Annotated in this window: 14 protein-coding genes, 2 pseudogenes and 1 other annotated feature (1 of these 17 only partly in view); of the genes and pseudogenes, 1 reads left to right on the top strand and 15 read right to left on the bottom strand. The window is 52.0% G+C overall.

Annotated features, from left to right (window positions below):
- Positions 1-174 (bottom strand) — a binding site (T-box leader); it reaches 56 nt to the left of the window's first position.
- A 120-nt stretch (positions 175-294) separates the two neighbouring features.
- The 14 genes and pseudogenes from P378_RS06675 to P378_RS06615 form a co-directional block, all read right to left on the bottom strand.
- The gene (locus tag P378_RS06675; protein WP_099082697.1) at positions 295-582 is read right to left on the bottom strand and encodes a DUF167 domain-containing protein; all 288 of its coding nucleotides are present in this window, start codon (positions 580-582) and stop codon (positions 295-297) included.
- 145 nt (positions 583-727) lie between these two features.
- Positions 728-1,198 carry a DivIVA domain-containing protein gene (locus tag P378_RS06670; RefSeq protein ID WP_238472977.1) on the bottom strand — a complete coding sequence of 157 codons (471 nt, stop codon included), beginning with the start codon at positions 1,196-1,198 and terminating at the stop codon, positions 728-730.
- A gap of 108 nt (positions 1,199-1,306) precedes the next feature.
- Positions 1,307-2,098, bottom strand: coding sequence for a YlmH family RNA-binding protein (locus P378_RS06665; RefSeq protein WP_099082696.1), 792 nt, complete (start codon positions 2,096-2,098; stop codon positions 1,307-1,309).
- Positions 2,099-2,353, bottom strand: coding sequence for a YggT family protein (locus tag P378_RS06660; RefSeq protein WP_099082695.1), 255 nt, complete (start codon positions 2,351-2,353; stop codon positions 2,099-2,101).
- Positions 2,354-2,379: 26 nt separating this feature from the next.
- Positions 2,380-2,817 (bottom strand): cell division protein SepF, encoded by a 438-nt coding sequence (locus P378_RS06655; protein WP_099082694.1) that lies wholly within the window; start codon positions 2,815-2,817, stop codon positions 2,380-2,382.
- A 14-nt stretch (positions 2,818-2,831) separates the two neighbouring features.
- Positions 2,832-3,507 (bottom strand): annotated as a pseudogene (locus P378_RS06650) (YggS family pyridoxal phosphate-dependent enzyme).
- A 17-nt stretch (positions 3,508-3,524) separates the two neighbouring features.
- On the bottom strand, positions 3,525-4,511 hold the full coding sequence (locus P378_RS06645; RefSeq protein WP_238472976.1) for a biotin/lipoyl attachment domain-containing protein: 987 nt from the start codon (positions 4,509-4,511) through the stop codon (positions 3,525-3,527).
- Positions 4,512-4,608: 97 nt separating this feature from the next.
- Positions 4,609-5,265: a phosphate signaling complex protein PhoU gene (gene phoU / locus P378_RS06640; protein WP_099082715.1), complete on the bottom strand. Its 657-nt coding sequence runs from the start codon at positions 5,263-5,265 to the stop codon at positions 4,609-4,611.
- Positions 5,266-5,301: 36 nt separating this feature from the next.
- Positions 5,302-6,055, bottom strand: a pseudogene (gene pstB, locus P378_RS06635) (phosphate ABC transporter ATP-binding protein PstB).
- A gap of 170 nt (positions 6,056-6,225) precedes the next feature.
- Complete coding sequence (pnpS, locus tag P378_RS06630) at positions 6,226-7,587, bottom strand: two-component system histidine kinase PnpS (protein WP_099082692.1); 1,362 nt, start codon at positions 7,585-7,587, stop codon at positions 6,226-6,228.
- A 7-nt stretch (positions 7,588-7,594) separates the two neighbouring features.
- Entirely contained in the window at positions 7,595-8,293 is a 699-nt protein-coding gene (locus tag P378_RS06625) for a response regulator transcription factor (RefSeq protein WP_099082691.1), read from the bottom strand.
- A gap of 23 nt (positions 8,294-8,316) precedes the next feature.
- On the bottom strand, positions 8,317-8,748 hold the full coding sequence (locus tag P378_RS24470) for a purine nucleoside phosphorylase YfiH/LACC1 family protein (RefSeq protein ID WP_476588318.1): 432 nt from the start codon (positions 8,746-8,748) through the stop codon (positions 8,317-8,319).
- A 53-nt stretch (positions 8,749-8,801) separates the two neighbouring features.
- Positions 8,802-9,137 (bottom strand): laccase domain-containing protein, encoded by a 336-nt coding sequence (locus tag P378_RS24465; RefSeq protein ID WP_476588317.1) that lies wholly within the window; start codon positions 9,135-9,137, stop codon positions 8,802-8,804.
- 13 nt (positions 9,138-9,150) lie between these two features.
- The gene (locus tag P378_RS06615) at positions 9,151-10,728 is read right to left on the bottom strand and encodes an MBL fold metallo-hydrolase RNA specificity domain-containing protein (protein WP_099082690.1); all 1,578 of its coding nucleotides are present in this window, start codon (positions 10,726-10,728) and stop codon (positions 9,151-9,153) included.
- A 255-nt stretch (positions 10,729-10,983) separates the two neighbouring features.
- Here P378_RS06615 and P378_RS06610 point away from each other — a divergent pair, with 255 nt between their 5' ends.
- Positions 10,984-11,208, top strand: coding sequence for an FmdB family zinc ribbon protein (locus P378_RS06610; protein WP_099082714.1), 225 nt, complete (start codon positions 10,984-10,986; stop codon positions 11,206-11,208).
- Positions 11,209-11,244: 36 nt separating this feature from the next.
- Here the strand turns inward: P378_RS06610 and P378_RS06605 are convergent, their stop codons facing one another.
- A complete protein-coding gene (locus P378_RS06605) occupies positions 11,245-12,432 on the bottom strand; it encodes a BsuPI-related putative proteinase inhibitor (RefSeq protein WP_099082689.1) in 1,188 nt (395 codons plus the stop codon).
- Positions 12,433-12,437: the final 5 nt, after the last annotated feature.

The following is a 12,437-nucleotide window of genomic DNA, read 5'->3' as shown; positions in this document are numbered from 1 at the left end:
AACACTCCGAACACCGTTAACGGCGGCGCACCGGCCAGACCTACTCCCAGGTAAAACAGGTTTCAGCAGGCACCTCCCGGGTGATGTTCAAAGGATGGTCCTGATCCGGATTCCACCAGCCCCGGACTCTCTGTACAGACTCCATCATTTTACTTTCCCGTTCACAGGCGTACGAAATATTTAAATAACAGCAATATTATAATCAAATACGACACGCAGGTCAACAGGGGGTCAGACCCCTTCCTCCAATATCTGCCAAACCGAATTCAAGTGGGGACGGTTCTTGACTTGAATTTAGATACCAAGGACTGTACGGGCCTGGGATTCGTTGATCCCTTTGATGCGAATCAGCTTGTTGCGTCCGCTGTGACCCGACATAATCTCCACGTCGGTTTTGGCAACTCCAAACAGTTGGGCAAAAAATTTGCAGCAGGCCTCGTTGGCGGCGCCGTCCACCGGCGGGGCGGTTAAACGAACCTTGAGGGCTCCTTCCATCTCTCCGGCCAGGCTGTTATGGGAAGCCCTGGGCTGAACCCGCACCTTGATCACAACACCTGTTCCGTCCTGTTTTATTACCAGCAAAATCGTATCACTCTTTTCGTCTTATGGGTCATCCTTTTTAGTCCAGTTGTTAGACTCACGGGCATTTCTATCGGGTCCTGTTGCTAGCGGAATCGTGATTAACAACAAGACCCCTAAGAAATACTCGTAAGGCTAACTACAAAGCCTACGCGCTTTCCTCTTCAGCGGCTTCCAGCTTACCCTCGACCATGGCCAGTTGCGCTTCCAGCAGGGCCTTGAATTTTATCTTGAACACATTGGCCTGCTTCTCCAGCCGGCGGTACTCCTCCAGGATAGCGCCTACCCTTTCGTCGGCCAGTTGAATCATTTCTTCCGCCTTCCGGGCGGCCTCGCTGAGCATCCTTTCGGACTCCTCCTCAGCCTTCTGTTTAACGGTTCTGGCAGCCAGTTCCGCCTGCTCCAGCATAATCTTGGATTCCCGCTCGGCATTGCCGCGCATATCTTCGGCACTCTTCTGGGCCATCACCAGCGTGCGCTGCAGGGCATCTTCCAGGTCCCGGTAATGGACCACACTTTCTTCAGTACGAGCCAACTTCTCCCTTAATTCATGGTTTTCCACATAGAGTTTTTCATAATGTTCCTTCACTTTTTGAATCCAGGTGTCTACCTGCTTCACATCGTATCCCCGCAGGTTTTGGCAAACTCCTTGCTCTGAATCTCCATCGGCGTCAGTACTGACATAGGATACACCCCCGTATGCTGCTTTAAATGATAACGGTACCCGCTACAAGAAACGCCTTACTACGATACCTATTCGGCCGCTTTTTGTGCTTCCTTTAACCTCCGCCACCTCAACCCGGCCCCGGCCCCGCAGGGAAAGTATATCCCCCGGCTGCACCGGGGCGGAGAGGTTTGAACAGGTGTGCCAGTTTAAATTTAATTTCTCGGCTAAAATTTCCCTGGCAATGCGGCTCCTTGAGGTGCCAAAGCCGGCGGCCGCCACCGCATCCAGCCTCAGAGAAGCGACAGTGGTGCTGATCTCTTTTACCTTGACTTCCGGCAACACCAGCTCTTCCGGCCTGATTTCCCGGACATCCACCCGGACCCGGTGCACTTTGGTTAAATTGGCCATCAGGTAGGGCGCCACCTCTTTGACCGCCACAACCTGGCAGCCGGTGTCAGTGACTATCAAATCACCCACCATTTCCCGCTTGATTCCCAACCCCAGCAGGGAGCCCAAAAAGTCCCGGTGAGTCACCTTAACCATTTTAAAATTCCCTTCTACCGCCAGCAGCACCATTTCATAATCAACGGCATCCTCCTCCAGGTAATCGGGAAAAATGGCCGTGCGAACCCTTTCTGCCATGGTATAGCCGCCGCTGGTGGCAAAATCAAGCTCCGGTATTCGTTCCAACATAGAAATGATGAGACCCGTATGGTACGGGTCGTAAAAATTTGTGAGCAGCGGCCGGTGATTTTTCAGGACGTTCTCAACGTTATCCAGTATTTTCGCCAGGACCGCTTTTTCCTCCTGATCCCTCAGGTGACCAATCAAAGCATGCCTGTCCAGCCTCATTTATCTCACCAAACTAAATACAAATTGCTGAATCATGCGCAGTACCAGAAATGCAACGATGGGCGAGATATCAATCATGCCGAGGGGCGGAATAAACCGCCTGAAAATGTTCAAATAGGGATCGGTTGTCTCGTAAAGAAAGCGAGCAATGGGATTGTAAGGATTGTGCGGAAACCAGGACATCAAAATCCTGGCCAGCAGCATCATTTCATAAACCCAAAAGGCCACATTAAGAAAAGCGACTACGTTATTCATGCTTCACCCCGTCATTTATATACTTCTTACTGCGATCTGGCCCAGGAAAAAATACTTTTATCCTTAGTTTCTCTCGTTGCCTCATTGGCTATGTCGATGTTGTTTGGCACAAAGAGAAAAATATTCTGCCCCACCTTTTGCATGTCGCCGCTTAAAGCAAAGGTGGTACCGCTGATAAAATCCACGATGCGCCGGGCCTGTTCAGCTCCGGCTTTTTCCAGGTTGACCACAACGGCTCGCCGGTTTTTCAGGTTATCGGCGATGTTCTGGGCTTCGTCAAAGGACGCCGGTTCACAAACCACCACCCGCAGCTGGCGTCCGGTATGCAGACTTACCACCGGCGCATTTTTTCTTTTTACCTGCTGCAGGGCTTCGGTTTTCTCAGCGGGTTCTTCCTTCACCTGTTCTTCCACCTCTTCAAAACCGATAAAACCAAGTATTTTATCGAACATCCCTATGGCCATACGGATCCCTCCTTTTAATACCGGCTGCCAAAGATTGCCGTACCAATTCGTACCATCGTGGAACCTTCCTCAACGGCAACTTGAAAATCGTTGGTCATGCCCATCGACAGCTGTTCCATCGTGGCACCTGGAATTTCTCTTAACCGGTCCGCCATTTGCTTGAGTCTTCGGAATACCGGCCTGACCTCCTCGGGGTCCTCCACAAAGGGCGCAATGGTCATCAGCTTGGGTGGAAATGCCCGGCAGACCGGCCGCTTCGCTAACAAAGTCGGTCACCTCGTCCACCGGCAGGCCAAACTTGCTTTCCTCCCCGGCCACATTGACCTGAACCAGCACCGGTGTGACCAATCCGGCCTCCTGGGACCTGCGGCTGATTTCCAGTGCCAGCGACCAGCGGTCCAAGGAGTGCAGCAGGGCCACCTTGCCGATGATATATTTAACCTTATTGCTCTGCAGGTGCCCGATCAGGTGCCAGCGGGCCCCTGCCACTGCCGGATATTTATCGCGAAGCTCCTGTACCCGGTTTTCCCCCAGGTCTGCCACACCGGCGGCCACACATTCCCCCGCCCTGGCGGCGGACACGTTTTTGGTCACCGCTATGAGTGTAACGGAGGCAGGGTTTCTGCCAGCCTTTAAGGCACATTGGGCAATTTGCTTTTGAATTAATGCAAGGTTGTCAACAACACTCAAGGTTTTCCCCGCCTTATTTACAGCTTGTCCCCTTCCCGGGCAAAGGTGGGATTGACCACATACAGTATGCCCGGTTGGATGTCTTTTCCCTGGATGGCTACCTGCTCTCCCAGACGCCCGGCAATTTCCACCGGAACCCAGCGCACCAACCCTTTCCACACCAGGTATAAACCATCCTGGTCATCCCTTTGCACCAGGGATTTTTCTTCCACCAGAATGCCTTCCAGCATGGCGGTGGTTAGATGAAAATTTATTTTTCGGTGATGAAGAAGTTCATCCGGATAGTTTTTTACCATGAACAGGATGGCCGGCTGTTTTCCCGTAAAGACCTTATCGATCCTGGCTTCAATAGCCTCATTCTTCCATTTTATCGTAATGCCGGACTTCTTATACAGTTGGATCTGTTTGATTTCTTCCTCTTTGAACAGGCTGTAAATGTATACCGGGGCCAGGTTATCAATAATCTTGGCCACAGGCTGCCCGCTCTCAACCAAACCGGTTTGCACGGGAGGACTGCTATTTTCTATTTTATCCAAAGCAGATATTTCCACAACATCCAGATTACCGGGAACCAGAATCGTTTCCAAGCCATCCATATGATTGCACACCACCCCGCTCACAGGGGCTTTCACCGCATATTGCTTGACCCCGGAGACAGATTCCATGCTGGAAGCGGAGAGAATGCCGAAGGTGGTGCCGGTCTTTACCCGTTCGCCTTCGGGAACCGAAAATTTCATGACGCCCTTCACCGGAGCGTTGACCAGGTATTCCTGTTTAATGAGGATGCCCTGGCCTGCAAAATCCTGTGCGGCAACCCCCGGCTGAAGTGCTTCGATCTTGACAAATTGTTTTAATATAAAGGTTTTTACCCCGCCGGCCAAAAACCAGGAAAAGGTAAAAAAAACAAGACAAAAAAACATAAAAAAGAAGAGGCGACTTTTGTTTAATACCCGTATCTTTCTGTGGCGTCCCGGCCTTTGTTTGATGCCTGTCTCTTCCGTCACGACCACCACCTGCCTTGTTCTTCCAGTAAGAGATTTTCGACAGTTAATCAATAAATTCCTTCGTAAAAAAACGCCCTTTTGGGCGTTTTTTCTTTTTTTAATTTAATTCTTTCCGTTCCCCGGTGGCCTGGTAGACCACAGCCTCACCAATGTTGGTGGCATGGTCGGCGATACGTTCCAGGAACCTGGCCACAAACAGCAGGTAGGTTGCCTGCCCGATGGTTTCCGGATCCCGCTTCATGTGGGCCACCAGGTGTTTAAAGGTCTGGTGGTAGATGTGATCCACTTCGTCGTCGGCTTCACACATCTCCCTGGCCTTTTCCGGGTCGTTGTGAACGTAGGCATCCAGGCCGTCCTTGACCATTTGCTGGGCCAGTTTGGCCATGGCGGTGATGCCAACCAGCGGTTTGATCAGTTTTTGGTCCGCCAGGCACATGGTGACCCTGGCAATATCCACCGAATGGTCCGCCATCCGCTCCAAACTCATGACAATGCGAATGCCCGTAATGAGAATGCGCAGGTCCTTCGCCATGGGCTGCTGGGTGGCGATAATCTTAATAATTTTGTCTTCAATTTGATGGCGTTGTTCATCAACAATGTCATCGCCTTCGATGACTTCTCCGGCCAGAATGGGATCCTGGGTTGCTAACGATTTAACTGCGTTGTAGATGGATTTCTCCACTACACTGGCCATACGCAGGACATCCTGCTGCAGTTCTGCCAAGGCTTTATCAAAGGATTGACGGGTGGCCAAAACCAACGTACCCCCTTATATCATATTTTAAAAATTTTATCCGAAACGACCGGTAATGTAGTCCTCCGTCCGCTTGTCTCTGGGACTGGTAAAGATCAGTTCGGTATTGCCAAATTCAATGAGCTCCCCGTTCAGGAAGAAGGCGGTGCTGTCAGAGACCCGGGCCGCTTGTTGCATGTTGTGGGTTACGATGACAATGGTATAATTATTCTTTAACTCCCGGATTAATTCCTCCACCTTGAGGGTGGAAATGGGGTCAAGGGCAGAGGTGGGTTCGTCCATCAGCAGTACTTCCGGTTCCACCGCCAAAAGCCTGGCAATACAAAGACGCTGCTGCTGACCGCCGGACAGTCCCAGGGCGGTTTTATGCAGCCTGTCCTTTACCTCGTCCCAAAGGGCCGCCGACTTGAGGCTGTTTTCCACAATTTCGTCCAAAACCCGCCGGTCTTTTTGTCCGTGAATCCTGGGTCCATAGGCGACATTGTCATAAACCGTCATAGGGAAAGGGTTTGGCCTCTGGAATACCATACCGACCTCTTGCGTAGCGCCACCACGTCCACCTCGGGTCCATAGAGGTCCTGCCCGTCCAGTAGGACCTGGCCCTCCACCCGAACCCCTTCAATCAAATCGTTCATACGGTTTAACGTCCGTAAGAAGGTGGACTTGCCGCACCCCGAGGGACCGATCAGGCTGTTACTTTTTTCTCCTCTATATCAAGGTTGATATTTGTCAGGGCCTGCAGGTCACGGTAAAACAAGTTTAAATCTCTGACTGTTATCTTGTACGCCACAGCGTTACCTCCTGTCTGAGAAATGAGAAGGGAAAGGTTAAAGGTGAGAAAAATGTTCAATCTCACTTCTCACCTCTCACTTCGCACTCCTCAAAGTGTAACAATCTCATGTTATACGTTTATTGCTGTAATGTTAAAATAACGTTAATAAATTAAATATTGTTGAACCATTAGTCATGCAACGGCAGGGTAAAGCTGAATGTGCTTCCTTCCTGGTCACTTTCTGCCCGGATCTTGCCGCCGTGGGCCTCAATGATATGTTTGGAGATGGACAGCCCCAGCCCGGTGCCGCCCATGTCCCTGCTCCTGGCTTTGTCCACCCTGTAAAATCGCTCAAACACCCGGGGCAAACTCTCGGGCGGAATGCCAATGCCGGTATCTGAGACAGCCACAGTTACTTCTTCCTGGCTGTAGGTTACCTCAATCCCAACTTTGCCCCCGGGCAGCGTATATTTAATCGCATTGTCCACCAGGTTTACCAGCACCTGGGACAGAAACCCCTGGTCCCCCGGTACCGGGAGCATCTCCTGGGGAAGCGCTGTGGTCAGTTCGATGTTCTTGTCCGTCGCCCGGGCCTCAAACATTTTGACGGTATTGTTGATGACCTCAGCCAAATCAACCGGCTGCTTATTGAGTTTGGTGCGCCGGTCCTCCAGGCGGGACAGCTTCAGCAGGTCGTCAATTAAGTTGGCCAGACGCTTGCCCTCTGCATTAATAATTTCTAAAAAGTTTTTGGCAAGGGTGGGATCTTCGATGGCCCCGTCCAGCAGAGTCTCCACAAATCCATTGATGGATGTGAGGGGAGTCCGCAGTTCATGAGAAACGTTGGCCACAAATTCCGAGCGCATTCTTTCCAGTTTACGCCGCTCGGTAACATCCGTCAGCAAACCAACCACGCCCATTCTTTCCTCATGGCTTCCTTTTAACGGGGAAATATGAACCCGGAAGAGCCGGGGTTCGGGGGTAAGCACCTGCAGTTCGTTGTTTAACACCGGCTGCATGCTGTTCAGAGCCCGGATAAAATGTTCCTCCAGTTCGTGGTTGCGGATGACCTTAATTAATTGATTACCGGCCCATTCTTCCTCTTTAATTTTAAAAATGCCTTCCACCACCGGGTTTATTAGAATCACCCGGCCGTACTTGTCCAGGGCAATCACCCCGTCCGCCATGCTGTTTAAAATGGCGCGGGCGCGGTTTCGTTCTTCCGTAATGACGAATAAGTTCTTTCGCAGTTCCCGGGCCATATAGTTGATGCTCCAGGCCAGGTCATCCAGCTCTTCTTCCCCCTTGACCCGGATTTCGGTATCCAGGATGCCCCCGGCCATTTCCTGGGCCACCAGGGTAATTTGTTCCACCGGGGTGATCAACCGCCGGTTGGTGAGCCAGGCCATGACCACCGTTGCCCAGAAGGACCCCAGCAGTACCGTCAGCATGTCTACAATTCCCAGGGATTTTAAGAACGATAACGCAATAAAAACTAAAAAAAGAAAAGCATAGCTGCCAATGGTCCGCCGCCGAATCCCTTTTAGCACCTTACGCCTAGACCTCCTTAAAGCGGTAGCCTACCCCCCGTACCGTCTCAATAAATTGCGGGGCATCGGGAATTTGCTCCAACTTCTGGCGGATATGGCGAATGTGTACATCCACCGTCCTGGAATCGCCGGCAAAATCATAGCCCCAAATTTGCTCCAGTAAAAAGTCCCGGGTAAAAACCTTGCCGGGATTGCGGGCCAGGTAACGCAATAACTCAAACTCCTTCGGGGTAAGGTCCTGCTTGACCCCGTTATAAGATACAATAAAGCGGTCCTGATCAATGACCAGTTTACCCACCGTAATTCTGCCGGGCTGCTCGCTGACCTGCGCCTCCGCCGTCTGGCGGCGCAGGCGGGCCTTTATCCTGGCCACCAATTCCCGGGGGCTGAAGGGCTTGGTAATATAGTCGTCCGCCCCCATCTCCAGTCCCAGCACCTTGTCCAATTCTTCTGTACGGGCACTGAGCATAATGATGGGGATGGAACGGGTACCCGGGCTCTGGTGCAGGTTGCGGCAAACCGTTAACCCGTCCTGTTCCGGCAGCATAATATCCAAAACAATCAAATCAGGGTTTTCACTTTTGGCGATTTCCATGGCGGTATTTCCGTCCCCGGCCTGTAGGACCTGGAAACCCTCCCTTTCCAGGTTGAACTTGACCAGCTCACGAATGGGTTGTTCATCATCGACGATCAAAATCTTGGGCAAGGCGTGCACCCCCTGTTTTGTGCTCATTCCTTTATCATAATTAAAGATGCCATGCGTCCGGTTTTTCCTTGTTCCACCCGGTAGGAAAAAAACAAGTCGGTTCGGCAGGCCGTACACAAACGTGCTGCGGTGATATGTTCCGGTTTAATCCCTGCATCCAGCAAAACTTTCCGGTTGGTTTCCCATAAATCCAGCAGCCAGCGGTCGGGTCCCGCAGGCTTTAGCAGTTCCTGCCAGTCAGGAAAGCCTTTGGCCAAAGCCTGCTGTACCGGCATATCCACCTGGTAGCAGCAGGGGCCGATGGACGGACCAATGCCTGCCAGGATGTTTCCGGGGTGACAGCCATAGGCTTCCATCATCCTGGCAACGGTTTCACCGGCGATGCGCCGGACAGTGCCCCGCCAGCCCGCATGGGCCAAGCCGATGCAGGTCTTGACCGGGTCGTAAAGGAGGATGGGGACACAGTCCGCATAATAACTGGAAAGCGGTAGGCCGGGCCTATCGGTAATCAGGCATCGGTGTCCGGGATCGCGGTGTCATAGTCCAGGGCACCCCGGCCCCGGTGTTCCGGACCCACCACCTCCACCCTGCTGCCATGCACCTGCATAGCAGCCACCAGGTCCGCCGGGTTGATGTCAAGGGCCGCACAGGCCACCGCCCGGTTGGCCCGGACGTGATCCGGGTGATCCCCCACGTGCAGGGCCATGTTCAGGGTATGGTAAGGGAAGGAGCTGACGCCGCCCCTGCGGGTGGTAAAACCGTGGGTTATGCTGCCGCTTTCGGCAAAGGAATCAAATTGAATATACTGAAAGTCTCCCTTTTGTTCAATGCGAATCCCCTGCATCCGGCACCTCCGTTTAGGCTAACTTGGATTGGACCTCCTCCTGGATGGCTTCATTCATTTGAGCCTCCAGTTCGGCCAGTTGGCGAAGCAGTACGGAGTATTTGGCGGGGGACAGATCACCCTGCATGACTCGCTGCATTTTTTCCGTAATACTCTGCCAGGTGTCCACAAAAATCTGCGGTACCCGCTGTTGAACAGGAGAAGTCAACTGGATCTTCTCCAGCCAGTGGGGCACACAGGCGTTAATACCCTCCGCTTTCAGCAAGCTCTCAAAGTTTGCGGCTGCCTTTGTTTCCCCGTGTACAATAAACACCTGCTTTAAGCTGCTGGAAAATTGCTTAATCCAATTCAACAGGGCGTCCTGGTCAGCATGGGCGGAGTACCCGTCGATATTGCGGATTTCCGCCTTTACCACCACTTCCTCCCCGTGAATGCGTACGGTTTTTTCGCCCGAGAGAATCCGCCGTCCCAGAGTTCCTTCGGCCTGGTAGCCCACAAACAAAACGGTGCTTTCCGGGCGCCAGAGGTTGTGGCGCAGGTGGTGTTTAATCCGGCCGGCATCGCACATGCCGCTGGCGGAAATAATGATGGCCCTGCCGTTCATAAAGTTTAACTCCCGGGATTCCTCCATGGTCAACGTGGTCCTGATATTGGACATCTCCAGGGGGCTTAACCCTCTGGAGATCAGTTCCTGGGTCTCCATGTTACAGATATCACAGTTTTTATGGAAAATCTCGGTGGCTTTGATGGCCATTGGGCTGTCGATATAGACCGGCAGTTCCGGAATGGCCTTTTGCATTCTTAACAAGTTGATGCTGTAAAGGATATCCTGGGTACGACCTGCGGCAAAGGACGGGATAATTAATTTACCACCTTTGTGGTAGGTATCCACGATGGCCTGCCGCAGCAGTTCCAGTTTGTCTTGCACATTCCGGTGCAGGCGGTTGCCGTAGGTGGATTCCATAATGACATAATCCGCTTCGGCAATAAAGGTCGGGTCTTTGATGAAGGGCTGGTCACTGTTGCCGATATCCCCGGAGAAGACCAGCTTGGTCTCTTTGCCGTTTTCCCGGACCCACATTTCAATGATGGAGGACCCTAAAATATGCCCGGCATCCCGAAAACAGATTTTTACATCGGGACTGACGGGGATCATCTCGTTGTAATTTGCCCGTTCAAAATACTTCAATGCATCGGCGCCGTCATCCGCGGTATAAATGGGTTCAATCAGCTTACGCCCCTGACGGCGGTATTTACGGTTCTTCCTTTCAACTTCCATCTCTTGAATGTGCCCGCAATCCGGCAGCAGTATTTCACACAAATCCACCGTGGCGGAAGTGGCAATGACCCGGCCCTTAAAACCGTGCTTGATAAACTTGGGCAGCAGTCCGCTGTGGTCAATATGAGCATGGGTTAACAGGACATAATCCACACTGGACGGGGCAATGGGAAAGTTGCGGTAGTTGCGCTCTTTAATTTCTTTAGACCCCTGGAATAACCCGCAGTCCACCAGCAGGCGGGTAGATCCTGTATCCACTAAAAAGCAAGAACCGGTAACGGTTTGGGCAGCTCCTAAAAACTGAATGTACATAAAAAAACCTCCCCGCTCTATTACTGTACTAACTATTTCTTGCAAATATGATGAAAACCTTTATTTTCTTACAAAATTCTTTATAATTCGTATGATTCGACCTTGCAGCAGCTCGTCCTTTGCCTTGCACTTCCCCTTTATTACTAATATAACCGGATTGTCTTCCTCGAAGTAACAGGGGGCCTTGACAATTCTCAAAAGGTGGTTTTAACTAAGAATTGTGGTCATACTTTCGAGAATGGAGGTGCCATGATCATGCCTATCTATGAATTCCGCTGCGGCAAGTGCGATCACAAATTTCAAAAACTCTGTGACATGGGGGAAGAAGGCCAAAACCTGACCTGCCCCGCCTGCCAGGCCCCCGGCCCCGGCAGGGTGATGTCCGGTTTTATCCTCAATAATCCCGGTGCGCTGGCCGGTAGCCGGGGAGACAGCTGCAAAGGCTGCACTTCCAGCAATTGCAGTGCCTGTAAACATTAATCCCCAGGGGGTTTTTAACACCCCTGGGGATTTTTCTTACAGACTCAGGCAGCGGAATTCGGCGCTGTCTATGCGAATGCGGCTGCGGTTTGTGGTACGAGGGGTAAAGGTAAAGCGCAGCTCAGCGGTCACCGCTGTTGCGGGCACCCGACCGGTGGTGAAGGTAAACAGTTCGTAAACTTCATCTTCGATCAGGGCCGGCGAGAAGGGTCCCTGGGGCGCCACTCCTACTACTGTGCCGGCCCGGTTGCGGAAGAAGACCTGGACGCCGAAGGTGAAGTTGCCCATCCTGGAACCCTCCACGTCCTCGGCAACCCGGAAGCTGACCCGGTTATTGCTGCCCGGAGCGATGGGGAATGTCTGGGACAGGGTGGCCGGTTCATCCGGAATGTTCCCCATTTCCACCGCAAATCTACCGGTGAAAGCAACGGTGGAGCGGCGTACATTGGTGGCGACCCAATCCCGCGGCTGGGTGGCGCTGGTCCAGCTTTCAAAATTGGGGTTCCGTAGCAGGTTTTCGCCGGTGCACTCAACGGGCGGTACAGTGGGAGTAGGAGTAGGAATAACGCCCCTTTCAATTCTAAATCCAATACGAATGGGTACGTCTCTAAATCCCTGCGCTACGTTAAAAGCTTCCAGGATAAAGTTTCCGGGACTGACCTGGTTACCCAGGTTGTTGATTTGATCCCAGGTGAAACCGTAAATGGCAAATTGATTCGGACGAATGGTAATGGTGGCGGTTACCTGGGTAAAGAACCTGCCCCGGGAATAGCGCCATATCTCCACATTGTCAGCAGCCCTGCGCACAACCAGTTCAAACCGCTGACCTGTGGTGTACCTCAACACAATGGGCCGGTTTGTTACATTGACTTTGAACAACCTGATTTGCACCGGTTCACCCAAACGGTAAGTACTACTGTTTAACACCAGAATATATAACAAGCCGCCAACCAACCGCACTGAAAATGGTGCACCGGTCAGCCCTTGATTTCTCAGTACAGCATCAATGATGGATCTGTACCGCCGGATGAGTTCTTCCTGGCCGGCGGGAGTGGGAGTGGTAGTAGGGGTCACTGTATCCGGTACCGTGATCTGCTGTCCCACAAAGATTTCATTAATATTTGCGATTTGAGGATTTAATCGTTGGAGTTCCGCAACCGTCGTATTAAAGCACCGGGCAATTCTGGAAAGGGTATCCCCTGGTTGAACAATATATACGGCCATCTCTG

The sequence above is a fragment of the Desulforamulus profundi genome, from assembly GCF_002607855.1.
Note: the sequence above shows the minus strand (reverse complement) of the source record. Positions and strands in the feature narration are given on the sequence as shown.

Coding starts and splice junctions, on each gene's coding strand:
- P378_RS06665 (WP_099082696.1), bottom strand. CDS start 2,098: ATGAGGCTGGACAGGCATGCTTTGATTGGTCACCTGAGGGATCAGGAG.
- P378_RS06660 (WP_099082695.1), bottom strand. CDS start 2,353: ATGAATAACGTAGTCGCTTTTCTTAATGTGGCCTTTTGGGTTTATGAA.
- P378_RS06655 (WP_099082694.1), bottom strand. CDS start 2,817: ATGGCCATAGGGATGTTCGATAAAATACTTGGTTTTATCGGTTTTGAA.
- P378_RS24465 (WP_476588317.1), bottom strand. CDS start 9,137: ATGCAGGGGATTCGCATTGAACAAAAGGGAGACTTTCAGTATATTCAA.
- P378_RS06615 (WP_099082690.1), bottom strand. CDS start 10,728: ATGTACATTCAGTTTTTAGGAGCTGCCCAAACCGTTACCGGTTCTTGC.
- P378_RS06610 (WP_099082714.1), top strand. CDS start 10,984: ATGCCTATCTATGAATTCCGCTGCGGCAAGTGCGATCACAAATTTCAA.
- P378_RS06605 (WP_099082689.1), bottom strand. CDS start 12,432: ATGGCCGTATATATTGTTCAACCAGGGGATACCCTTTCCAGAATTGCC.